This window comes from Nonomuraea sp. NPDC049725 (genome assembly GCF_040674795.1).
Lineage (GTDB): Bacteria > Actinomycetota > Actinomycetes > Streptosporangiales > Streptosporangiaceae > Nonomuraea > Nonomuraea ceibae.
Genome location: NZ_JBFANJ010000002.1, coordinates 458002 through 481602, shown reverse-complemented (window position 1 = coordinate 481602; position 23601 = coordinate 458002). Strand labels below are relative to the sequence as shown.

The following is a 23601-nucleotide window of genomic DNA, read 5'->3' as shown; positions in this document are numbered from 1 at the left end:
GACGGACAGTGACGACCGTTGAGGAGGCCCGCCGGGCGGACCTCCTCAAAGACCAGGTCAAGCCGGGAGAGAGGCCACCCCCGGCGGCAGGAAGCGTGACTGCGAGTGACCGCTGCGGTCCAGGTACGGGGTGATGCCGCCCAGGTGGAACGGCCAGCCCGCGCCCAGGATCATGCACAGGTCGATGTCCTGCGGCGCGGCCACCACGCCCTCCTCCAGCATGAGCCGGATCTCCTCGGACAGCGCGCCGAGCACCCGCTCGCGCACCTGCTCGGCCGTGGACGGGCGGTCGCCGCCCGCGAAGAACGCCACCGCCTCGGGGTCGAGCGAGAAGTCCGCCCCGTACACGCCGGGCTTGCCGGAGGCGACGAGCTTGGCCAGGTTGGCCGAGACGCCGAACCGGTCCGGGAACGCCTCGTGCAGCGTCCCCGCCACGTGCATGCCGACGGCCGGGCCGACGAGCTGCAGCAGCGCGAACGGCGTCATCGGCAGCCCGAGGCCGTCCAGCGCGTGCTCGGCCGTCTCCAGCGGCGTGCCCTCGTCGACGGCGGTGATGACCTCGCCCATGAACCGGGTGAGCAGCCGGTTGACCACGAACGCCGGGGCGTCCTTGACCAGGACCGACGACTTCTTCAGCGACCTGCCGACGGCGAACGCGGTGGCCAGCGTGGCGTCGTCCGTCGCCGCGCCCCGGATGATCTCCAGCAGCGGCATGACCGCGACCGGGTTGAAGAAGTGGAAGCCGACCAGCCGCTCCGGGTGCTTCAGGTCCGCGCCCATCTCGGTCAGCGACAGCGACGAGGTGTTGGTGGCGAGCACGCACTCGGCCGGGACCACGGCCTCCACCTCGGCGAACACCTGCTTCTTGACCGCCAGGTCCTCGAAGACCGCCTCGATGACGAAGTCGGCGTCGGCGAAGGCGTCCTTGGTCAGCGACCCGGTCACCAGCGCCTTGAGCCGGTTGGCCTGGTCGCCGGAGATCCGGCCCTTGGTCAGCAGCTTGTCCACCTCGGCGTGCACGTACCCGACGCCCTTGTCCAGGCGCGCCTGGTCGAGGTCGGTCAGCACGACCGGGACCTCCAGGCGGCGGGCGAACAGCAGCGCCATCTGCGAGGCCATCAGTCCGGCGCCGACGACGCCGACCTTGGTGACCTTGCGCGCCAGCGCCTTGTCGGGCGCGCCGGCCGGGCGCTTGGCCCGCCGCTGCACCAGGTCGAAGGCGTACAGGCCGGCCCGCAGCTCGTCGCTCATCAGCAGGTCGGCCAGCGCCTCGTCCTCGGCCGCGAAGCCCTCGTCGCGGGAGGCCGTACGGGCCAGCGCGATGAGGTCGAGCGCCCGGTAGGGGGCCGAGGAGGCGCCGTGCAGCTTCAGGTCGACCAGGAAGCGGGCGTCGGCGACCGTCTTGTCCCAGTCGCCCGCCGTGTGGTCGGGGCGCGACACCTGCTCGGCGCCCTGGAGCACGCGGGCGGCCCAGCGCAGCGACTCCTCCAGGAAGTCGGCGGGCTCGAACAGCGCGTCGGCCACGCCGAGCTCGTACGCCTGCGCGCCCTTGACCATGCGGTTCTGGCTCAGCGGATTCTCGATGATCAGCTTGATCGCGTTGGCCGGGCCGACCAGGCGGGGGAGCAGCTGCGTGCCGCCCCAGCCCGGCACCAGGCCGAGGAAGCACTCGGGCAGCGCGACCGCCGGGACGCCGGAGGAGATCGTCCGGTAGGTGCAGTGCAGCGCGATCTCCAGGCCGCCGCCCATGGCCGCGCCGTTGACGAACGCGAACGACGGGATGCCCAGCTCGCCCAGCCGCCGGAACACGTGGTGGCCCAGCGCGCCGATGGCCAGCGCCTCCTCGCGGGAGGTCACCTGGGCCGCGCCCTTGAGGTCGGCGCCGACGCCGAAGATGAACGGCTTGCCGGTCACGCCCACCGCGACCAGGTCGGTGCGGGCGGCGATCTCCGACAGCGCGCCGTTGAGCGCGAACAGGCCGTGCGGGCCGAACGTGTTGGGCTTGGTGTGGTCGAAGCCGTTGTCGAGCGTGATGAGGGCCATCGTGCCCGCGCCGCCGGGCAGCTCGACGTCGCGGACGAGGGCCTTGGTCACCACCTCGTCGGCGTTGCGGTCGCTCAGCAGCGCGCGCCAGGTCTCGATGTCGCTCATGCCAGGTTCTCCCAGATCACGGTGCCGCCCATGCCCATGCCGACGCACATGGTGGTGATGCCGTAGCGCACGTCGGGGCGCTCGCCGAACTGGCGGGCGAGCTGCGTCATCAGCCGCACGCCCGAGGAGGCCAGCGGGTGGCCGAAGGCGATCGCGCCGCCGTAGGGGTTGACGCGGGGGTCGTCGTCGGCGATGCCGAAGTGCTCCAGGAACGCGAGGACCTGGACGGCGAACGCCTCGTTGATCTCGAACAGCCCGATATCCGAAATATCCAGACCTGCCAGGCGGAGGGCCCGCTCGGTCGACGGGATCGGGCCGACGCCCATCACCTCCGGGTCCACACCCGCGAACGCGTACGACACCAGCCGCATCTTCGCGCTCAGCCCCAGCTCCGCGGCCACGTCGGCGGCGGCGACCACACAGCCGGTGGCGCCGTCGTTGATGCCCGACGAGTTGCCCGCCGTCACGTTGCCGTGCGGCCGGAACGGCGTCTTCAGCCCGGCCAGCGCCTCCGCCGTGGTGCCCGGCCTGGGCGCCTCGTCCTGGACCGCCAGGCCCCAGCCCTTCTCGGCCGTGCGGATCGCCGTCGTCACCAGGTCAGGCTGGATCTTGCCGTCGGCGTACGCCTTGGCGACCTTCTCCTGCGACAGCACCGCGTAGGCGTCGGCGCGGTCCTTGGTGATCGACGGGTAGCGGTCGTGCAGGTTCTCCGCCGTCATGCCCATGACCAGGGCGCTCGGGTCGACCAGCTTCTCCGACAGGAACCGCGGGTTCGGGTCGACGCCCTCGCCCATCGGGTGACGGCCCATGTGCTCGACGCCGCCCGCGATGGCCACGTCGTAGGCGCCGAACGCGATGCCGCCCGCCACCGTGGTGACCGCGGTCATCGCGCCCGCGCACATGCGGTCGATCGCGTAACCGGGCACCGACTTGGGCAGGCCCGCCAGCACCGCGGCCGAACGGCCGATGGTCAGGCCCTGGTCGCCGATCTGGGTGGTCGCGGCGATCGCGACCTCGTCGACCCGCTCGGGCGGCAGGCCGGGGTTGCGCCGGATGAGCTCGCGGATGACGCGGACGACCAGGTCGTCGGCGCGGGTCTCCGCGTACAGCCCCTTCGGCCCCGACCTGCCGAAAGGCGTGCGCACGCCGTCGACGAACACGACGTCACGAGAGGAAGGCACGGATTCGCTCCTCGTTGCTGGACAGCTTCCTCGCCCATGCTACTCGCCAGTAACTACTCCGCAGACGAGCGTCGCGGCCAGCAGGGCGTACACAGCGGCGACGTGCGGGTCCCACAGGTGCGCGCGGGCGCCGACCAGGGCCACGACCCCCGCGACGGCACAGGCCCACGACACCCGCCCCCACCCTTCCGTACGCGCCCCGCGCCCCGGATCCCACGGATCCCCCGGCACCTTCCCCGCCCACCCGGACGCCGTCCCCCGCCCACCCCGCCCCGCTCCCCCCGAACGCGACGCCACGCCGACGCGGGCGGGCCCCCTGCGGGAAGCCGCCCATCGGGAGGCCCGCCTGATCCGGCCGGGCCTCGCCGCCCGCGTTTCGGTAGGCCCGCTCGGGGTGGCCGACGCCGACGGCGGCACCGCGCCGACGTGAGCAGGCCCGCTGCGGGGAGGCGCCCACGAGGCCGCGCGGCTGGGCGTCCGGGTGGTGGTCCACCAGGCTGCGAGGCAGGCGGTGGCGGTGGTGGCGGCGGTGAGGGGGATGGTCAGGGCGCCGGCGGGGGCGGGGTGGCCGGCGGCGGTGAAGAGCTGGGGCACCGCGCAGCCGAGCAGGACGAGCACCGCCCAGCCGGCCGCCACCGCGAGGCGGCCGAGGGTGAGCCCGGGGGAGGGCGGGGCGGCGTACAGCTCGCTCTCGCGGCGGCGGACGGCGCGGGCCCGCACGCCCCAGACGGCCTGGGTGAGCGCCAGCGCGGGCGGCGCCCCGAGGGTGACGGCCAGCGCGAGCACGGCGAGCGGCAGCGTGTCCTGCCCGGCGGGAGCCCGTTCGGCGATGAGCTGGACGGCGCAGAGCAGCGCGATCGACGAGGTCAGCGCGATGCGGGCGGCCCGCCGTGCGGCGAGCGCCCGCGTGCGGAGGGCGGCCACGGAGGACGCGCCGGGAGGGGGCGCGATCTTGGTCGAGGGCATGGATGTCATGATGCGGGACAACGGTGTGTGACGTCCCGGATTCACCGAGTTCGCATGGAGCCCTAGGTTCATCGGCGATCATTTCGGGCGATGGCCCGTTTCTCAGTATGCTGCCCGATCTGATCATCTTCTGAGGGGCACAGCGTGGGAAACGCGAACTCACGGACCGCCCGGCGGCTGACCCCGGCGGGCTGGGTGGGCGTCGTGCTGACCGGCGTGCTGGTGGTGGTCACGCTGTCGGCGTACGGCTACTACCGCAGCATCTACGGCGAGCTGAAGCAGTCCGACCTCTCCGGTCAGCTCGGCACGGACCGCCCCCGGGAGACCGGCGCGCTGAACGTGCTGCTCATCGGCTCCGACTCGCGTGACGGCGTCAACAAGAAGTACGGGGCGCTGTCGCAGGGCAAGGGCGAGCGCACCGACACGATCATGTTGCTGCACCTCTCGCCCGACCGGGACAAGGCCACCATGATCAGCTTCCCGCGTGACTCGATGGTCATGATGCCGGAGTGCGAGCTGCGCGGCGGCGGCGTCCGCCCGGCGGGGATCGGCCAGATCAACTCCGCGTTCAACGACGGCGGCGTGGCCTGCACGATCAAGACGCTCGAGGCGCTCACCGACATCCACATCAACCACTTCGTGAAGGTCGACTTCACCGGCTTCAAGGGCATCATCGACGCGATCAAGGGCATCGAGATCTGCCTGCCCAAGGCGGTCAACGACCCGCAGGCCAAGTTCGTGCTCGGGCCCGGCAAGCACGTCGTCAACGGCGAGCAGGCGCTCGGCTACGTGCGCACCCGTTACGCGCTCGGCGACGGCAGCGACCTGAGCCGCATCCAGCGCCAGCAGGTGTTCCTCACCAAGGTGATGGAGAAGGTCACCGACGGCGGCCTGCTCACCGACCCGATCGCGCTCGACGCGTTCCTGCGCGCCGGGATCAAGGCGGTGACCGTCGACAGCGAGCTCACGCCCGAGCGCATGCTGGAGATCGCCAACAGCGTCAGCGGCATGACGGCCAAGGAGCTCAAGGGCATCACGGTGCCCACCGAGCCGTACCCGGCGGACAAGAACCGGGTCCAGTTCAGCGAGCCCGCGGCGTCGGACTTCTTCAAGCGGGTACGCGAGGACGTGGAGGTGACGGCGACCAAGGGCCCGGCCGCCCCCAGCTCCGCCCCGAAGGTGAAGAACGAGCAGGTGCGCGTCCAGGTGCTGAACGCCACCGGCGAGCAGGGCAAGGCCGGCGTCGTGGCCGAGGAGCTGGCCGCGCAGGGCTTCGTCGTGACCCACGTCGGCAACGCCGCCCCGGCGGACACCACCACGATCCGCTACGCCAAGAAGGACGCCGCCCAGGGCCCCGCGTACGCCGAGGCGGTGGCCGCCCGGCTGTCGAAGGACAAGCGCACCCCGGTGGCGGGCAAGGTCAGGCCGGTGTCCGCGGAGCCGTACAAGAGCGCCGCCACGCCGCCCCCCGGCCCGTCCGTCCAGCTCGTCATCGGCGCCGACTGGCCCGGCGTCCGGGTCGTGTCGACGATCCCCGACTCGCTCAAGGACAAGGTCGTCGACAGCTCCACGAACCCGTGCCTCTAGTCAGGCGGTGACGCCCGCGTCCACCGCGATCGCCGCCCCCGTGATCGACCGCCCGCCCTCGCCCACCAGGTGGGAGACGGTCGCGGCGATGTCGCCGGGGTCGCAGTAGCGGCCCAGCGCCGTGTAGGAGCGCTCGTCGTCGGCGTCCGGGCCGTCGGCCGGGTTCATCTCGGTGTCGGTGGAACCGGGGTGCACGAGGTTCGCGGTGATGCCGCGCGGGCCCAGGTCGCGGGCCAGGCCCTTGGTGAGCCCGCTGAGTGCCGACTTGCTCATCGCGTAGAGGGTCCAGCCCGGGTACGGGACCCGCTCGGCCAGGCTGCTGCCGATCGTGACGATCCTGCCGCCCTCGGGCAGGTGCTTGGCCGCCGCCTGCGCCAGCACGAACGCCGCCCGCGCGTGCACGGCCAGCGTGCGGTCCACCTCGTCGAGCGTCACGTCCTCCAGGGGTCCGTACGGGGCGATGCCGGCGTTGCTGACCACCACGTCCAGCCTGCCGAACGCGGCCACCGTGTCCTCGACGGCGGCCACCAGGTCCTCGGCGCGCGCCGCCTCGGCCCGCAGGCTCAGGCCGCGCCGCCCGGCCGCCTCCACGTCCGCGACCACCTGCGCGGCCCTGCCGGCGGCCGAGGCGTACGTGATCGCCACGTCGAACCCGTCGGCGGCCAGGCGGCGCGCGATGGCCGCGCCGATGCCTCTGCTGCCACCGGTCACCAGAGCGACTCTCATCACTGCGTCTCCTACTCAGTCAAGCGGAATACGTTCCGCTTCAACAGTAAGCGGAATGCGTTCCGGATGGCAAGTGAGGGAAGATGAGGGGCGTGAGACGTGACGCGGCCCGCAACCGGGAGAGGATCCTCGACGCCGCGGCCGCCATCGTGGCCGCCGAAGGGGTCGCCGGGCTGTCGATGGCGGAGGTCGCCGCCGCCGCCGGGGTCGGGGTCGGCACCCTCTATCGCCGCTTCGGCGACCGGTCCGGGCTGGCGTACGCGCTCATCGACGAGCGCGAGCGGGAGTTTCAGGCGGCCTTCCTCGACGGGCCCCCGCCGCTCGGGCCGGGCGCCGAGCCGCGCGAGCGGGTCCGCGCCTTCCTGGCCGCGCTCGCCGACCGGACCGTGGAGCAGCTCGACCTGCTGGTGATGGCCGAGACCGCCGGCCCGTACGCCCGGTTCGGGGGCGCGTACGACGCCTATCGCGCGCACCTCGCGCTGCTGATCGCGCGGCTGCGTCCCGACGCCGACGTCTACTGCCTGGCCGACGCGTTGCTGGCGCCGCTCGCCGCGCCGCTGCTGGCCCGGCAGGTGCGCGACCAGGGGGTGCCGATCGAGCGGGTCAAGGCCGCTCTGGACGTGCTCGCCGCCGGGCTCTGAGCCGTTCCGCGTCCGTTCCGCGTCCGTACTGCGTGTGGCCGGTGATGTTGCCGGAGTGACCGAAGTTACGCAGCGTAGTTTTAGCGAAACAGGTGAAATTTCCGGACAAGTTGGGGTTGATTCTGTTAAGAAAGGTCGCGGTCCGTATTCGTACTAGAGAGGCTCAGCGTGGCGCGCGACGAGAACGACAAGTCCTATGAGGACGCGCAGGGGCGAGCGTTAAACCCCGAGCTGACCGGCGACGTGCTGTCCCCCCGCTGGAGCACCGAGGACACCGACGAGCAGCCGGCCATCCAGGTCTCGGGCAGCGAGACGTACGTCCTGCACGCCGACGGCGCCTCCGAGCGCATCGGCGGCGACCAGCCGGCGCCCGCCCCGTACGCGGGCGACGCCTTCAGCGACCCCGCGTACGCCGCCGACGCGCTCTACACCGGCGACGCGGCGAGCGGCCCGCACTACACGGGCGACGCCCCCAGCGGCCCCCACTACACCGGCGACGCCGACAGCGGCCCGCACTACACGGGTGACGCGGCGAGCGGCCCGCACTACACCGGCGACGCCGACAGCGGCCCGGTGGACCGCGACGACGCCGACGAGCCCCCGTACCTGCCGCTCGACCGCGGCTACGGCGAGGAGGCCGACGAGCCCAGGCGCGGCTTCCTCGGCTCCGGCTGGACCGACGGCTCCGGCGACGAGCACGACGGCGGCGAGCGCGAGGTGCGCCGCCGCACCCGGGTGCTGCTGGTCGCGGCGGCCGCCGTGGTCCTGGCCGGCGCGGCGGCCGGCTGGATGCTCACCGGCACGTCCTCCGACGACCCGTGCGCGGGCGGCAAGTGCGCCAGCGTCGGCGAGCTCAGCTCGCCCACCGCCCCGCAGGACGCCATTACGGACGTCCCGATCGGCGAAGCCACCGATACGGCCACACCCGAACCCAGCGTCTCCCAGACCGTAACCCCCTCCCAGGAGCCGACCACGGCCCGGGTCCGCCCCACCCGCTCCCCGGCGATGGACGAGGCCCAGCCCACCCGCACCGCCCGGCAGTCGGCCAGGCCCACCACCCGCGCCACCCAGTCCCAGGTGCGCGAGATGAACGAGACCGGCGACGACCAGGTCCGGCCCCAGGTCGAGGAGAAGAAGCCCAAGCCGACCAAGGAGCCGACCCCCGAGGAGCAGCGGACCACCCAGCCCCCCCAGCCCACCGAGCAGCCGCAGCCGCAGCCGTCGGAGAGCAAGAAGGGCGGACTGCTGGACATCCTGTTCCCCTGGGCCTGACCAGCCCCGGCACGCGCGCTGTCATCCGGCGGCGAGGCGTGCGAGGATGCGGAGCCAGATGCCGGTCCGGCATACTGGAAATCGCTTTCCGGGAGGTCTCGTGGTCACGCTGGAGGACGTCGCCAAGCAGGCGGGCGTCTCGCTCGCGACCGCCTCGCGGGTGCTCAACGGCAGCACCCGCCAGGTCGGCGCGGCACTGCGGGCACGCGTCGAACGCGCCGCCGACGAACTGGGCTACCGCGCCAACATCGCCGCCCAGACGCTGGCCCGAGGGGCCGGCAACGTCATCGGCATCGTCGTCCACGACCTGACCGACCCCTACTTCGCCGCCCTCGCCGACGGCGCCATGCGCACCGCCGCCGGCGAACGGCTGCTCGTCATGGTCGGCACCACCCACCGCGACCCCGAGCAGGAGATCGCCTACGTGGCCACCCTGCACGCCCAGCGCGTCCGCGCCGTCCTCCTGGCCGGCTCCCGCGTCGCCGACGAACGCGTGACCGCCCGCCTCGCCGCCGAACTCGCCGCCTACCAGGCGAGCGGCGGCCGCGTCGCCTGCGTCGGCCAGGACCTCCTCGGCGTCGACACCGTCGCCCCCGCCAACCACGACGGCGCCGCCGCGCTCGCCCGCTCACTCGCCGGCCTCGGCCACACCCGCTTCGCCGTCCTCGCCGGGCCGCCGCACCTCATGACCGCCGCCGACCGGTGCGCCGGATTCGTCACCGCCGTCCGCGACCTCGGCCTCCCGGCGCCGCGCGTCGTCCACGGGCCCTTCGACCGCGACGGCGGCTACACCGCCGCCCAGGAGACGGGCGACGCCACCTGCGTCTTCGCCGTCAACGACGTGATGGCCGTCGGCGCCCTGGCCGCCTACCGCGAGCGCGGCATCCGCGTCCCCGACGACGTGTCCGTGGCGGGGTTCGACGATATCGTCACCCTGCGTGACCAGGTCCCCTCGCTCACCACCGTACGGCTGCCGCTCAAGGACATGGGAGCCCGGGCCCTCGAACTGGCCCTGAGCGGCGGGGACTCCCGCGTGGTGGAGAACGTCCCGGGCGAGGTCGTCCTCCGCGAAAGCGTCAAACCCCTCCCTTGACCGAACCCCGTACAGGTGAACGCCCACTTCCCGGAGAGCGCCTCTCCTGGCGCAGGCCCTCCCAGGGGCTGCCGCCGGAGGGGCCGGCCCGTCCCGGGGGTGGGGGGCCTTCGCTGGGGAGGGCTGGCGGCCCGAGGGGGCGCGAACCCCTCCGTGGGACCGCAGCCGGAGGGGCTGGCCCGTGCACGGGGGTGGCCCGTGCGGGAGAGGGCCGTTGCCCTCCCAACCCCCAAGGTCCCCGAAGGGCGGGAGGGACGCCGCCCCCTGGACGGGCGGGAGGACGCCGCCCAGGGGTGGGGGCGCCTTCGCCGCGGAGGGCCAGCGGCCCGAGGGGGCGAGAACCCCTCCGTGGGACCGCAGCGGGAGGGGTCGGCCCGTCCGCCGGAGTGGCCCGTCCATGGGGTGGCCCGTGCGCGGGGGTGGCCCGTGCGGGAGAGGGGCGCTGCCCTCACCACCCGCAAGAGCCCCCGAGGGGCGGGAGGGCCGCCGAAGGAGGGGCGTTCGTCCGGGATGGTCGGGGTGGGATGGGGTCTGGGGTCGTGAGTGAGGGTGAGGAGATGGCGATGCGGTTGGCGGTCAGCACGTTGGGGATGCCGGGGGCCGGGCTGGGGGAGGCGCTGGCGGTGGCGGGGCGGTTCGGGTGTGCGGGGGTGGAGCTGCGGCTGCATGAGGACACCGGGGTGCATGCCGGGCTGGGGCCGGGGGAGCGGCGGGAGGTGAGGCGGCGGGTGGCGGCGGCCGGGCTGGAGGTGTCGGCGCTGGCCGGGTACGTGCGGCTGTGCGAGCCGGGGGACGACGGGCCGGTGGTGGAGGCGCTGCTGAAGGATCTGAGGCTGGCCGCCGAGCTGGGGGCGGGCGGGGTGCGGGTGTTCCCGAGAGGGGACGATCCGGCGGTCGGGGCGCGGCGGCTGCGGGCGGTGGCCGGGGAGGCGGCGGCGCTCGGGGTGAAGGTGCTGGTGGAGACGCACGACCAGATGGCGACCGGGGCGGCCGTGGCGGCGCTGCTGAGGGAGGCCGGGGTGGCGCAGGCGGCGGCGCTGTGGGATCTGCTGCATCCGTGGCGCAACGGGGAGGAGCCGGCGGCGACGCTGGCGGCGCTGGCGCCGTATCTGGAGTACGTGCAGGTCAAGGACGCGGTGTCGGCCGCGGACACGACGCCGGTGGCGATGGGCGAGGGCGGGGTGCCGCTGGAGGAGGCGGGCGGGCTGCTGCGGGCGCACGGCTATCGCGGCTGGGTGTCGCTGGAGTGGGAGCGGACCTGGTATCCGCAGGTGGCCCCGGTGGAGGAGATCCTGCCGGGGGCCGCCGCCTGGGTGCGGCGTTTCGGCGCTTAGATGGGGGGATGTCCGAGCTGAGAAACAAGGTGCTGGTCGTCGGGATGGACGGCCTGCGCTTCGATCGTGTCCTGGCCGTGCGGCCTCCCGTGCTGACCTCGCTGATGGCGTCCGGCGTGTACGGGACGAGCAGGCTTCCGTACGGTGAGCGGGAGGCGCCCCGTACGGAGTCGCCGGGGGAGGTCGTGCCGGAGCCGCACGAGGCGGCGCCGGGGACGATCCGGGCGCGCACCGACTCGGGGCCGGGGTGGTCGTCGATCGCCACCGGCGTGTGGCCCGACAAACATGGCGTCGTGGACAACGGGTTCAGCGGCCAGCAGTTCACGAAATATCCGGACTTCTTGACTCGGGCGCTCCATGCCCGCCCCGGCCTCACCACGGCCGCGCTGTTCTCCTGGGCGGCGCTGGACGAGCACGGCGCGTTCGGCCGCGACATCGGGACGCGGGTGGTGCTCGACGGGTTCGCCATGACGTTCGCCGCCGCCGACCGGGAGATCGCGGCCAAGGCCGAGCGCCTCCTGGCGGACGCCGGGCCTGACCTGACGTTCGTCTACCTGGGCGACACGGACGAGGTCGCCCACGACCTGGGCCCGCACGCCCCCGAGTACACGGCGGCGCTCCTCCTCCAGGACGCCGACCTGGGCCGGTTCCTGGCCGCGGTGCGCGCCCGGCCGGGGTTCGCGGGCGAGCGCTGGACGGTGGTGGTCACCACGGACCACGGCCACGTCGACGAGGGCGGCCACGGCGGCACGTCCGACGAGGAGCGCACGGTCTTCGTCGCCGCCGCCCGGCTGGGCGAGGACCTGGGCGGGGTGGAGCTGCCCGAGGCGCGGCTGGTGGACGTGGCCCCGACGGCGCTGGCGGAGCTGGGCGTCGAGCCGGACCCGGCCTGGGGGCTGGAAGGGCGATCAATTTTCATCACTTGTTGAATTTCCGCCGGGAAAGGGGAACACTCGTCATGACGGCGCGTTGACGGCAGGAGAGCGACCGATGGCGACGGCACTGGACTTTTCCCGGATCGACGGCGGCATGCTGGACGAGGTGGGTGGAAAAGGGGCCAACCTGGGCGAGCTCACCCGGGCCGGGCTGCCCGTCCCGCCCGGCTGGGTGCTCACCACCCGCGCCTACCGGCAGGCCGCCGCCGCGGCGGGCCTCGACGGCGTCATCGCCGCGGGCGGCGACGGGCTGGCGGAGAAGGCCAGGTCACGGCTGCTGGAGACGCCGGTGCCGCCGGGGGTCGCCGAGGCCGTGCTGGCCGCGTACACGCCGGGGCGGGCCGTCGCCGTGCGGTCCTCGGCCACCGCCGAGGACCTGCCGTTCGCCAGCTTCGCCGGCCAGCAGGACACCTACCTCAACGTGGTCGGCGAGCAGGCGCTGCTCGACGCGGTGCGCCGCTGCTGGGCGTCGCTGTGGACCGACCGCGCCGTCGCCTACCGCGAGTCCAACGGCATCGACCACGCCGCCGTCTCGCTGGCCGTCGTCGTCCAGGACATGGTGGACGCGCGGGTCGCCGGGGTGATGTTCACCGCGAACCCGGTGACGGGGCGGCGGCACGAGGCGGTCATCGACGCCAGCCCCGGACTGGGCGAGGCCGTCGTGTCGGGCGCGGTCAACCCCGACCGGTTCGTCGTCCGCGGCACCGCCGTCGAGCGGCACGCCGGGGACAAGCGGGTGGCGATCCGCGCGCTGCCCGGCGGCGGCACCGAACGGGTCGAGACCGGGCACGAGGGCCTGTGCCTGACCGACGCCGAGGTGCGGGAGCTGGCCGCGCTCGGCGCCCGCGTCGAGGAGCACTACGGGGCTCCGCAGGACACCGAGTGGGCCATCGACGCCGCCGGACGGATCTGGCTCACCCAGGCCAGGCCGATCACCACCCTCTACCCGCTGCCGGAGCCGCGCGGCGACGGCCTGCGCGCGTACTTCTCCTTCAACGTGGCCCAGGGCGTCATGGGGCCGATCACGCCGATGGGGATCGCGGCGTTCCGGCTGGTCGGCTCCGGGGCCGCGACCCTGTTCGGGTTCGCGCCCGCCGACCCGCACGACGGGCCGCGCGCCATGACGGAGTCGGGGCAGCGGCTCTGGCTCGACCTCACCACCCCGCTGCGCAGCCGCGCGGGCCGCGTCATCCTGCCGAAGCTGCTGCGCGTCGGCGAGGCGCGCACGGTCGCGCTCGTCGACGGCCTGATGGACGACCCGAGGCTCTCGGTGATCCACCCCGGCCGCCGCCCGTTCGCCCGCGCCGCGCTCCGCTTCGCCCGCCGCGTGCGCGTCCCCGGGCGGGTGTTCGAGGCGCTGACCAGGCCGGAGCGGGCGCTGGCCCGGACCCGGCGGCTGGGGGAGGAGCTGGACCGGCGGCTCGCCCTGCCCGCCGCCGCCACCCCCGCCGAGCGGCTGGCCCACGCCGAGCGGGCGCTGACCGCCACCTTCCCGGCCATCATCTCGATCATGCCGTACGCGCTCACCGGCTACGGCCTGTTCGCGCTGTCGTCGCGGCTCTCCGGCGTGCCGATCGGCGACATGCAGGACGTGCTGCGCAGCGTGCCGAACAACCCGACCACCGAGATGGACCTGGAGCTGTGGGCCCTGGCCACCCGCGTCGAGCCCGAGCCGTTCCGCACGCTGCCGGTGCCCGAGCTGGTCCGCCTCTATCGGGCCGGCGAGCTGCCGCCGCGCGCCCAGCGCGGCATCACGGCCTTCCTGGACACGTACGGGCACCGCGGCGTCGCCGAGATCGACCTGGGCGTCCCGCGCTGGTCCGACGACCCGTCGCACCTGCTCGGCGTGCTGGCCAACTACCTGCGCATGGACGGCGGGCCCGCGCCGGACGAGCTGTTCACCAGGGGCGCCGCCGAGGCGGAGGCGGCCGTGGACCGCGTGGTGGCCGCCGCCCGCCGGCGGGCCCGGTGGCGGGGCGCCGTCGTCCGCTTCGGGCTGCGCCGCACCCGCAGGCTCGCCGGGCTGCGCGAGCTGCCGAAGTTCTACCTGGTCAAGGTGCTCGCGGCGGTGCGGCACAGCATGCTCGCCGTCGGCGCGCACCTGGCGGAACGGGGGGTCCTGGAGGCGGCGGGCGACGTCTACTTCCTGACGTTCAAGGAGGCCCGCGCCGCCCTGGCCGGCGGCGACCCGCGCGACCTGGTGGCCGGGCGGCGGGCGGAGCGCGAACGGGAGGCGCGCCGCCGTCACGTGCCCAGGATGCTGCTGTCCGACGGCGCCGAGCCCGAGGCCCTGGCCACCACCGCCACCACTGCCGCCGCAGCGGACGGCGCCCTCACCGGCACCGCCGCCTCCGCGGGCACGGTGACCGCCACCGCCCGGGTGGTGCTCGACCCGGTCGGCGCGCACCTGGAGCCGGGCGAGATCCTCGTCTGCCCGTCCACCGACCCCGGCTGGACGCCGCTCTTCCTCACGGCGGGCGGCCTGGTGATGGAGATGGGCGGCGCCATGTCGCACGGCGCGGTGGTGGCCCGCGAGTACGGCATCCCGGCCGTCGTCGGCGTGGCCGGGGCCACCCACCGCATCACCACCGGCGACACCGTCACCGTCGACGGCGCCGCCGGGACCGTCACGACGCCATGACCACGTCCGCGTAGCGGGCCTTCATCGTCGCCACCACCTCGTCGGGGTCGGCGGCCCAGACGTCGGCGTTGAAGATCTCCACCTCGACGTCGCCGGTGTAGCCGGCCTCGGCCACGGCCCGGGTGATCGGCGGGAAGCCGATCACCCCGTCGCCCATCATCCCCCGGCCCAGCAGCACGTCCCCCGGGAGCGGGTGCAGGTAGTCGCACACCTGGTAGGAGGCGATCCGGTCGCCCGCGCGGGCGATCTGCTCGTGCAGCGCCGGGTCCCACCACACGTGGAAGGTGTCGACCACCACCCCGACCTGCTCCTGCGGATGGGCGAGCGCGAGGTCGAGCGCCTGGCCGAGCGTCGACAGCACCGCCCGGTCCGGGCAGTAGACCGGGTGCAGCGGCTCCAGCGCCAGCCGCACCCCCCGCTCCCCGGCGTACGGCGCGAGCGCGGCCAGCGCCTCGGCCACCCGCTGCCTGGCCCCGGCCACGTCCCGCGAGAAGCCGGCGGGCGGCGGCTCGCCGGGCGTCACCCCGGGCAGCCCGCCCACCACCATGACCAGGCAGGCGGCCCCCAGCTCGGCGGCCTCGTCCACGGCCCGCCGGTTGTCGTCCAGCGCGGCCCGGCCCCGCTCGCCGGACAGCTCCCCGGCGGTCAGGAAGCCGCCCCGGCACAGCGACGAGACCCGCAGCCCGCTCTCGCGCACCAGCCTGGCGCTGCGCGCGAGCCCGTGCTCGGCCACCTTCTCCCGCCACAGGCCGATCGCCTCCAGGCCGTGCCGGACGCACCCGCCGACGGCCTCGGGCAGCGTCCAGCGGCGGGTCGTCCACTGGTTCAGCGACAGGCTCACAGGCCGTTCACCTCCAGCAGCGCCTTCATCCGGTGCACGGCCAGCTCCTGGTCCGCCAGCAGCCCCGCCTGGTCGGCCAGCCGGAACACCTCCGCCAGGTGCGTGATCGAGCGCGCCGACTGGGCGCCGTTCACCATCGCGAACCCGTCCTGGTGGCCGTTCAGCCAGGCCAGGAAGACGATGCCGGTCTTGTAGTGATAGGTCGGCGTCTCGAAGATCTTGCGCGACAGCGGCACCGTCGGCGCCAGGATCTCCTCGTACTGGGCCAGCAGCCGCTCGCGGCCCGCCTCGTCGCAGGCGGCCTCGGCGGCGTCCAGCACCCGCAGCGCCATCGCGGCGGCGGGCGCGATCGCGTCGAAGATGCCGAGCAGCGCGTGTGAGCCGGACCTGATCAGCGACGGGTAGTTGAAGTCGTCGCCGGTGTAGAGCCTGACCCCGCCGGGCAGCGCGGCCCGCAGCCGCACCTCGTGCTCCTCGTCAAGCAGCGACACCTTCACCCCGTCGACCAGCGGGGCGTGCGCGTGCACCAGCTCCAGGAACGACTCCGTCGCCGCGGCGACGTCGCGCGAGCCCCAGTAGCCGGCGAGCTGCGGGTCGAACATCTCGCCCAGCCAGTGCAGGATCACCGGCCGCCGCACCAGCCCGAACACCTTGCCGTACACCCGGTGGTAGTCGCGCGGCCCGCCCGCCAGCCGGGCGAGCTGCCGCGACGCCATGACGATCACCCCGGCGCCCGTCTCCTGGACGGCCTCCACCTGCTCGGCGTAGGCCGCGGTGACGGCGTCGAGGCCGGCGGCGTCCGGCGCGTGGTCGGTGCCGGCGCCGCACGCCACCAGCTCGGCCGGGTCGCCGAACGCGCGCGCCTCGGCGGCGCTGCGCCGGATCAGCTCCCGCGTCGCCGCCCAGTCCAGCCCCATGTTGCGCTGCGCGGTGTCCATCGCGTCGGCCACCCGCAGCCCGTACGACCACAGGTGGCGGCGGAAGCCCAGCGTCGCTTCCCAGTCGACGGCGGCCGGGGCGCCCGGCGCGTTGCCGCCGCGCGGGTCGGCCACCACGTGCGCGGCCGCGTACGCCACCCGGCTCACGGCGGGCGTGCCGGACACCGGCCAGGTCACGGGCTCCCGCAGCGTGTAGGCGCCGCCCGGCAGGTCGATCCTCACAGCTGCGGCACCTCGATCCTGCGGCCCTCGGCGGACGAGCGCAGCCCCAGCTCGGCGAGCTGCACGCCGCGCGCGCCCGCCGCGAAGTCGTACGGGAACGGCGCGTCCTCCAGCACGTGCCGGACGAACAGCTCCCACTGGATCTTGAACCCGTTGTCGAACTCCCCGTTGTCGGGCACCTCCTGCCAGCCGTCGCGGAAGCGGGCGGTGGCGGGCAGGTCGGGGTTCCAGACGGGCTTGGGCGTGGCGGCGCGGTGCTGGATCCGGCAGCCGCGCAGCCCCGCGACCGCGCTGCCGTGCGTGCCGTCCACCTGGAACTCGACCAGCTCGTCCCGGTTCACCCGGACCGTCCAGGACGAGTTGATCTGCGCGACGATGCCGCCCGCCAGCCCGAACACGCCGTAGGCGGCGTCGTCGGCCGTCGCCTGGTAGGTCTCGCCCCGCTCGTCCACCCGCGCCGGGATGTGCGTGACGGCCTGGGCGTAGACGGACTCGACCCGGCCGAACAGGTTCTCCAGGACGTAGTGCCAGTGCGGGAACATGTCGAGCACGATGCCGCCGCCGTCCTCGGCCCGGTAGTTCCACGACGGCCGCTGGGCCTCCTGCCAGTCGCCCTCGAACACCCAGTAGCCGAACTCGCCGCGCACCGACAGGATCCGCCCGAAGAAGCCGCCGTCGATCAGCCGCTTGAGCTTGAGCAGCCCCGGCAGGAACAGCTTGTCCTGCACGACGCCGTTCTTGACGCCGCGCTCGGCGGCGGCCTCGGCCAGCGCGACCGCCTCCTGCACCGACTCGGCGGTGGGCTTCTCGGCGTAGACGTGCTTGCCCGCCTCGATGGCCTGGAGCACGGCCTTGACCCGGGCGGAGGTGACCTGGGCGTCGAAGTAGACGAGGTTGTCCTCGTCGGCGAGCGCGGACTCCAGGTCGGTGGTGTGGTCGGGGATGCCGTGGCGGGCGGCCAGCGCGGCCAGCTTGTCGGCGTTGCGGCCGACGAGCACGGGCTTCAGCGTGACGCGGCTGCCGTCGGTGAGCGTCACACCGCCCTGCTCGTTGATCGCCAGAACGGAACGGACCAGGTGCTGGCGGTAGCCCATCCGTCCGGTCACGCCGTTCATCACGACGCCGATGGTGCGCACGCTCATGGGATTCCTTTCGAGGAAAGCGCTTTCCCGAACGGTACGGCGGAGCCGCCGGAGGCGTCAAGTGCCTTACTCCCGGGACTCCAGCCTGGCCAGCGCCGCGGCGATGGGACGAGCGGTCAGCCCGAGCTGCCACTCGCGGGCGCCCAGCCCGCGCAGCCTGGCCGTCACGCTCTCGTCGGTGATCTCCTCCGGCGGCTCCCACGTGAGCCTGCGCACCGCGTCGGGCTGCAACAGGTTCTCCGTCGGCATGTGGTGCTCGTCGGCCAGCGCCGACACCACCGCGCGGGCCGCGGCCAGCCGCCTGGCCGCCGCCGGGTCGCGGTCGGGCCACCGGTTGACCGGCGGCGGCCCGTCGCCCGGCGTGCTCGGCTGCGGAAGCTGCCCGTCGGGCAGGGCCCGCGCCCTGGTCACCGCGGCCAGCCAGTCGTTCATGTGCCGGCGCGCGCTGCGCCCGGTGAACGCCGAGATCTCGGTGAGCGCCTTCTTCGTGCGCGGCCCCTCCAGGGCGGCGCTGACGATCGCCGCGTCGGGCAGCACCCGGCCCGGCGCCAGGTCGTTCTCGCGGGCGATCCGGTCGCGCATCGTCCACAGCTCGCGCACGATCGCCAGCGCCCGCACGCTGCGCACCTTGTGGATGCCGGACGTGCGCCGCCACGGGTCGGAGCGCGGCGCGGGCGGCGGTGTGCCGAGCACCGCGGCGAACTCCTCCTGCGCCCACTCCAGCTTGCCGCTCTCGGTCAGCTCCTCGTGCAGCGCGTCACGGAGCTCGACCAGCACCTCCACGTCGAGGGCGGCATAGCGCAGCCAGTCCTCGGGCAGCGGCCTGGTCGACCAGTCGGCGGCCGAATGGCCCTTCTCCAGCCGCAGCCCGAGCACCGTCTCCACCATCGTGCCGAGCCCGACCCGCTCGTAGCCGAGCAGCCGGCCGGCCAGCTCGGTGTCGAACATCCGGCGCGGCCGGAACCCGATCTCCATCAGGCACGGCAGGTCCTGCGAGGCGGCGTGCAGCACGACCTCGGCGCCGGCCAGCGCGGCGTCCAGCTCCGACAGGTCGGGGCAGGCCACCGGGTCGATGAGCGCGGTGCCGGCGCCGGCGCGGCGCAGCTGCACCAGGTAGGCGCGGTTGCCGTAGCGGTAGCCGGAGGCCCGCTCGGCGTCGACGGCGACGGGGCCGGTGCCCGCGCCGAACGCGGCGACGGCACGGGCCAGCGACGCGGCGTCGGCCACGACCGGCGGGATGCCCTCGCGCGGCTCGAGCAGCGGGACCACGGTTCGTTCTTCTGTCATGAGCGCACCGCCCTCACGACCACGCTGCTGTGTTGACTTGTGCCCTCACTTCGTTCGGTCACTCTCCGGATCATCGCGTCGGCGGGGCATGGCGGCCACATCCGGCGGAAGCGGCGGAATCCCGGCGGCCACGCACATGAGATCGCACCAGGCGGCCACATGGCCGGACAGGTCCTCCTCTGCGGGGGACCAGGACGCCCGCAGCTCGAGCTCGGTGGTGACCGGGTCCTCGGCCTTGTTGCCGAAACCCTCGGACACCGCTCTGGTCACGGTACCGCCAGCCGCGGAGTAGTCGGCGTGATGGGCGTCGAGCGCCTCGGTCAGCCAGCTCCACGCGACGGGCCCGAGCAGCGGGTCGGAGGTGATCTCCGGCTCCATGTCGGCCCGCACGTAGGCCACCAGCCGGAACGGGCCGTCCCAGCCGCGCTGGCCGTCGGGGTCGTAGAGCAGGATCAGCCGCCCGACCGCGAGCTCGTCGTCGTCGCGGTAGACCGACGCGCCGATCGCCGCCGAGTGCGGGGCCAGCCGCTGCGGGGCCGGCAGGTCCTCGAGCTCGATCTCCGGCCGGACCTCGGCCGGCCGCAGGCTCTCGACCGCGCGCCTGAAGGCCGCGGGAGCCGGTGGGCGGTCACCGAGGGTCATAGTCGAAGAGTAGGTCGAAGCGGGACGGAAGGGGACCACGGGGGTACTCATCGGTGGCGATCAAACCGCGGCCGTCACCAGCGGCCGGGCGCATTCGGCCAGGCCGAGCCAGATCGCGTGCCCGCACTCGGCGCACGCCCACTCGGGGCACTCGCCGGGCTCGTGCCCGTCGGAGCAGGCCGGGCGCTCGAACAGCCGCTCGCCGGCGCACGTCACGCAGTGTCCAAAACGGTGCTCCCCCTGGAGCACGGAACTCCGCAACGCGGTCATCGCACCAGTCATCGAACCGGGGCCTTTCTTCGGGACGTGGCTTCGACGTTGGCACGAGCCGCCGACATTTCCCCGCAACGCGCTCGGCGTGTCCCGAAAGTGGTCGCTGAATCGATGCCGCGCGGTGGGTTTGCGAAGTTTTGGCCCAGCCGAGACCGCCTCTCTGGTCGCCCATGGGGTGTGCGCGACCCGTGAAGGGTCCCGACGCCGGGCCGGCCGGTAAACATGCATTCCGCTATCTGATCATGAATTGGGGCGCGCCAGGCATATTTTTCCGACACCGCCCTCCGACACCGCCTTCCGGTGACGGGGGCGAGCGCACCTCATGGCACCCTTGAGGGGTGAACCTCGCCGACTCAGCGTTCCTGCGTGCCTGCCGCCGTCAGCCCGTCCCGCACACCCCCGTCTGGTACATGCGGCAGGCCGGTCGTTCGCTGCCCGAATACCTGAAGGTCCGCGAGGGCGTCCCGATGCTGACCGCCTGCGCCACGCCCGACCTCATCGCCGAGATCACCCTGCAGCCGGTCCGCCGCTACGGCGTCGACGCGGCCATCTTCTTCAGCGACATCGTGGTGCCCCTCAAGGCCATCGGCATCGACCTCGACATCAAGCCCGGCGTGGGCCCCGTCGTCGCCGACCCGATCCGCGACGCCAGGGGCCTTCAGGCGCTGCGTCCCCTGGAGCCCGGCGACGTCCCGTACGTGACCGAGGCCATCCAGGCGCTCACCGGCGAGCTCGGCGGCACCCCGCTGATCGGCTTCGCCGGCGCGCCGTTCACGCTCGGCTCCTACCTGATCGAGGGCGGCCCGTCCAAGAACCACGACCGGACCAAGGCCATGATGTACGGCGAGCCCGCGCTGTGGCACGACTTCATGGAGCGGCTGACCGGCATCGTGCTGGAGCACCTGCGCATCCAGGTGGCGGCGGGCGCCTCGGCGATCCAGCTGTTCGACTCCTGGGTGGGCGCGGTGCCGATGGCCGACTACCGCGAGTTCATCCTGCCGCACACCCGCCGCATCTTCGCGGGCCTGCCCGACGTGCCGCGCATCCACTTCGGCGTCGGCACCGGCGAGCTGCTGGGCGTGCTCGGCGAGGCCGGCGCCGACGTGGTGGGCGTCGACTGGCGGGTCCCGCTCTCCGAGGCCGCCCGCCGGGTCGGCCCCGGCAAGGCGCTGCAGGGCAACCTCGACCCGGCGATCCTGCTGGCCCCGTGGGAGGTCGTCGAGCGCAAGGCCCGCGAGGTGCTGCGCGAGGGCGCCGCGGCCGAGGGCCACGTGTTCAACCTGGGCCACGGCGTGCTCCCCAACACCGACCCCGACCAGCTCAAGCGCCTGACCGACCTGGTCCACGAGGCCGTCTAGCCGGTCGCCGGCGCCGTTCCCGCCGCGCCCCGGCTCGCCGAGCCGGGGCGCTTTCGCATGCCCGGTGACGCCGCTCGTGCCCGATCCGCCCGGCTTGGTGCGATGCTTCGGCTTACTGAGTATTGTGGGGGGACCGTCGGGGTTGGGGGGCGCGGATGGAGTTCGGGGTCCTGGGGCGGCTCACGGTCGTGCGTGACGGCGCCGAGGTCGAGCTGACGGCCAAACAGCGCGCCCTGCTGGCGGTGCTCCTGAGCCGCGCGGGCCGGCGCGTCCCCGACGGGGTGCTCGCCGACGCCGTCTGGGGCGCCGCCCGCCCGTCGGGCTCCACCGTCCGCTGGCACGTCCACCAGGTACGGCAGCGCCTCGGCGGCGACCGGATCAGCCGCGACGGCGACGGCTACCTGCTGGCCGCCGGGCCGCACGAGCTCGACGCGCTCCGGTTCGAGGAGCTGTGCTCGCGGGCGGCCCCGGCCGCGGCGGCGGGCGACCACCGGGCGGCGGCCCGGCTCTACGGCGAGGCGCTGGCCTGCTGGCGCGGCGACGCCTACGAGGGCCTGGACGCGCTGCGCGAGGAGGCGGCCAGGCTGGAGCGATCACGTGTCTCGGCGCGCGAGGGCCGCGCCGAGGCGCTGATCGCGCTGGACCGCCCGTCGGAGGCCGCCGCCGAGCTCGCCGCCCTGGTGGCCGCCCATCCCCTGGACGAACGGCTGCGCGCGCTGCACCTGCTCGCGCTGCACCGGTCCGGCCGGCGGGCCGAGGCGCTGACCGCCTACCACGAGGGCCGCGAGCTGCTGGTGGCCGAACTCGGCCTGGAGCCGGGCCACCACCTGCGGGCGGCGCACGCCCGGGTGCTGGGCGACGAGGAACGGGCCGTCGCCACGACGCCGCGCCAGCTCCCGCCCGGCGTCACCGCGTTCACCGGCCGCGCCCGCGAGCTGGCCGCGCTCGACCGCTGCGCCGACGACGGCGCGGTGGCGCTGGTCGTCGGCCCCGGCGGCGTCGGCAAGACCGGGCTGGCCGTGCACTGGGCGCACACGCGGGCCGCGCGCTACCCCGACGGCCAGCTGTACGCGGACCTGCGCGGCCGGGCGCGCCCGCTGCCGCCGGAAGAGGTGCTCGGCCGGTTCCTGCGCGCGCTCGGCGCCGGCGGCGTGCCCGGCTCCCTGGAGGAGCGCGCCGCCCTCTACCGGACGCTGCTGCGCGAACGGCGGATGCTGGTGCTGCTCGACGACGCCGCCGGAGCCGCCCAGGTGCGTCCGCTGCTGCCCGGCTCGGCCGGGTGCGGCGTCGTGGTGACCGGGCGCGGCGCGCTCGACGGGCTGGTCGCCGGGCAGGGCGCCCGGCCCGTCCCGCTCGGCGAGCTGCCGCCCGGCGAGGCCGCCGAGCTGATCGGCCGGGTCGCCGGCGGACCGGCGGGCGTCAGAGGCGGGCCCGCCGAGCTGGCCGAGCTCGCACGGCTCTGCGACGGGCTGCCGCTCGCGCTGCGCATCGCCGGGGCGCGGCTGGCCACCCGGCCCGGCTGGACCGCCGCCGGGCTGGCCGCCCGGCTGCGCCGCGAGTGCGGCAGGCTCGACGAGCTGCGCGCCGGCGACCTGGACGTGCGCGCCGGCCTCGCGCCCGGCCACGGGGCGCTGGGGGAGCGGGAGCGGCTGCTGTTCGGCCTGCTCGGGCTGCTGCCGCCGCTGGCGGACTTCGCCCCGTGGACCGCCGCGGCGCTGCTCGGCGCGCCCGTCGGCGAGGCCGCCCGGCTGCTGGACCGGCTCGCCGACGCCCAGCTCGTCCGGCACCGCCGCGTCGACGCCGCCGGGCAGGAGCGCTACCGCCTCCCCGACCTGACCCGCCTGTACGCCGCCGAGCGCGCGGCCGCGGACGTGCCGGAGGACGAGCGGCGGGCGGCCGTCCCGCGCGCGCTCGCCGCGCTGCTGGCGCTGGCGGGGGAGGCCCTGCGCAGGGTGAGCCCCGGCGGCCGCCCGCCCGGCCGCGACCGAGCGCCGCTCTGGCAGGCGGGGCCGGGCGAGGTGGAGGCGTTGCTGGGCGGCGACCCGCTCGGGTGGCTCCGCTGCGAGCGCGGCACACTGGCGCGCGCGGTGCCGGCGGCGGCCGGGCTGGGGGAGAGCGGCCTGTGCCGGGACCTGGCGCTCGCCGGGGCCCGGCTGTCCGACCTCCTCCGGCACCCCGGCCCGCCGCCGCCCGCGACCGCCACCGGCCGCCGCCGGGTCGCGGGCGGAGCCGGGCAGGACGGCCCCGCCATGCCCGCCGCCGTGCTCCTCGCGGACCGGCCCGCCGACCCGCCCGGCGCCGGCCGCGCCCACGAGGCCCTGCGGCGTCTGCGGGCCTGACCGCCCGGCGCGCTCACCCGGCCGGGAGATCC

At 74.6% G+C, this 23601-nt stretch carries 19 protein-coding genes; 9 read left to right on the top strand and 10 right to left on the bottom strand.

All coding sequences use genetic code 11. The annotated features are described in order from the left end of the window. Positions 1–57 precede the first annotated feature (57 nt). Genes AB0J53_RS06650 through AB0J53_RS06640 form a run of 3 tightly spaced genes read right to left on the bottom strand, consistent with a single transcriptional unit; the run spans position 58 to position 4298 of the window. Entirely contained in the window at positions 58–2151 is a 2094-nt protein-coding gene (locus AB0J53_RS06650) for a 3-hydroxyacyl-CoA dehydrogenase NAD-binding domain-containing protein (protein ID WP_364169217.1), read from the bottom strand. Continuing rightward, on the bottom strand, positions 2148–3332 hold the full coding sequence (locus tag AB0J53_RS06645) for an acetyl-CoA C-acyltransferase (protein WP_364169214.1): 1185 nt from the start codon (positions 3330–3332) through the stop codon (positions 2148–2150). The genes AB0J53_RS06650 and AB0J53_RS06645 overlap by 4 nt, the downstream gene beginning before the upstream one ends. Before the next feature lie 39 nt (positions 3333–3371). Next, positions 3372–4298 carry a hypothetical protein gene (locus AB0J53_RS06640; RefSeq protein WP_364169211.1) on the bottom strand — a complete coding sequence of 309 codons (927 nt, stop codon included), beginning with the start codon at positions 4296–4298 and terminating at the stop codon, positions 3372–3374. A 144-nt stretch (positions 4299–4442) separates the two neighbouring features. Between AB0J53_RS06640 and AB0J53_RS06635 the strand changes: the two genes are divergently transcribed. Next, positions 4443–5885, top strand: a complete 1443-nt coding sequence (locus AB0J53_RS06635; RefSeq protein WP_364169208.1) for an LCP family protein — start codon at positions 4443–4445, stop codon at positions 5883–5885. On the opposite strand, the gene AB0J53_RS06630 is transcribed toward AB0J53_RS06635, so the two are convergent. Then, positions 5886–6611: an SDR family oxidoreductase gene (locus tag AB0J53_RS06630; RefSeq protein ID WP_219517994.1), complete on the bottom strand. Its 726-nt coding sequence runs from the start codon at positions 6609–6611 to the stop codon at positions 5886–5888. An 83-nt stretch (positions 6612–6694) separates the two neighbouring features. Here AB0J53_RS06630 and AB0J53_RS06625 point away from each other — a divergent pair, with 83 nt between their 5' ends. The 6 genes from AB0J53_RS06625 to AB0J53_RS06600 all read left to right on the top strand — a co-directional run bounded on the left by AB0J53_RS06625 (position 6695) and on the right by AB0J53_RS06600 (position 14527). Beyond that, the gene (locus AB0J53_RS06625; protein WP_219517995.1) at positions 6695–7252 is read left to right on the top strand and encodes a TetR family transcriptional regulator; all 558 of its coding nucleotides are present in this window, start codon (positions 6695–6697) and stop codon (positions 7250–7252) included. Positions 7253–7420: 168 nt separating this feature from the next. Then, positions 7421–8524 carry a hypothetical protein gene (locus tag AB0J53_RS06620; protein WP_364169204.1) on the top strand — a complete coding sequence of 368 codons (1104 nt, stop codon included), beginning with the start codon at positions 7421–7423 and terminating at the stop codon, positions 8522–8524. Between the two features lie 100 nt (positions 8525–8624). Further along, positions 8625–9617 carry a LacI family DNA-binding transcriptional regulator gene (locus AB0J53_RS06615; RefSeq protein WP_364169202.1) on the top strand — a complete coding sequence of 331 codons (993 nt, stop codon included), beginning with the start codon at positions 8625–8627 and terminating at the stop codon, positions 9615–9617. A gap of 557 nt (positions 9618–10174) precedes the next feature. Beyond that, a complete protein-coding gene (locus AB0J53_RS06610; protein WP_364169199.1) occupies positions 10175–10951 on the top strand; it encodes a TIM barrel protein in 777 nt (258 codons plus the stop codon). A gap of 8 nt (positions 10952–10959) precedes the next feature. Then, positions 10960–11880, top strand: coding sequence for an alkaline phosphatase family protein (locus AB0J53_RS06605; protein WP_364169196.1), 921 nt, complete (start codon positions 10960–10962; stop codon positions 11878–11880). A 61-nt stretch (positions 11881–11941) separates the two neighbouring features. Next, positions 11942–14527, top strand: coding sequence for a PEP/pyruvate-binding domain-containing protein (locus AB0J53_RS06600; RefSeq protein WP_364169193.1), 2586 nt, complete (start codon positions 11942–11944; stop codon positions 14525–14527). On the opposite strand, the gene AB0J53_RS06595 is transcribed toward AB0J53_RS06600, so the two are convergent. The 6 genes from AB0J53_RS06595 to AB0J53_RS06570 form a co-directional block, all read right to left on the bottom strand. After that, on the bottom strand, positions 14514–15368 hold the full coding sequence (locus AB0J53_RS06595; protein WP_364169190.1) for a sugar phosphate isomerase/epimerase: 855 nt from the start codon (positions 15366–15368) through the stop codon (positions 14514–14516). The two genes, AB0J53_RS06600 and AB0J53_RS06595, sit on opposite strands and share 14 nt — an antisense overlap. Beyond that, on the bottom strand, positions 15365–16528 hold the full coding sequence (locus AB0J53_RS06590; protein ID WP_364169187.1) for a dihydrodipicolinate synthase family protein: 1164 nt from the start codon (positions 16526–16528) through the stop codon (positions 15365–15367). Before AB0J53_RS06590 ends, AB0J53_RS06595 begins: the two co-directional genes overlap by 4 nt. Beyond that, complete coding sequence (locus tag AB0J53_RS06585) at positions 16525–17670, bottom strand: Gfo/Idh/MocA family oxidoreductase (protein ID WP_364169184.1); 1146 nt, start codon at positions 17668–17670, stop codon at positions 16525–16527. The genes AB0J53_RS06590 and AB0J53_RS06585 overlap by 4 nt, the downstream gene beginning before the upstream one ends. 66 nt (positions 17671–17736) lie before the next feature. Next, a complete protein-coding gene (locus tag AB0J53_RS06580; RefSeq protein ID WP_364169181.1) occupies positions 17737–18957 on the bottom strand; it encodes a ribonuclease D in 1221 nt (406 codons plus the stop codon). A gap of 45 nt (positions 18958–19002) precedes the next feature. Next, entirely contained in the window at positions 19003–19599 is a 597-nt protein-coding gene (locus AB0J53_RS06575) for a DUF3000 domain-containing protein (RefSeq protein WP_049567020.1), read from the bottom strand. 60 nt (positions 19600–19659) lie between these two features. Then, positions 19660–19815, bottom strand: a complete 156-nt coding sequence (locus tag AB0J53_RS06570) for a hypothetical protein (RefSeq protein ID WP_219518012.1) — start codon at positions 19813–19815, stop codon at positions 19660–19662. Positions 19816–20282: 467 nt separating this feature from the next. Here AB0J53_RS06570 and hemE point away from each other — a divergent pair, with 467 nt between their 5' ends. Both hemE and AB0J53_RS06560 read left to right on the top strand, forming a co-directional pair. Beyond that, positions 20283–21230 carry a uroporphyrinogen decarboxylase gene (gene hemE / locus AB0J53_RS06565; RefSeq protein WP_364169847.1) on the top strand — a complete coding sequence of 316 codons (948 nt, stop codon included), beginning with the start codon at positions 20283–20285 and terminating at the stop codon, positions 21228–21230. Positions 21231–21385: 155 nt separating this feature from the next. Further along, the gene (locus tag AB0J53_RS06560; protein WP_364169176.1) at positions 21386–23569 is read left to right on the top strand and encodes a BTAD domain-containing putative transcriptional regulator; all 2184 of its coding nucleotides are present in this window, start codon (positions 21386–21388) and stop codon (positions 23567–23569) included. Positions 23570–23601: the final 32 nt, after the last annotated feature.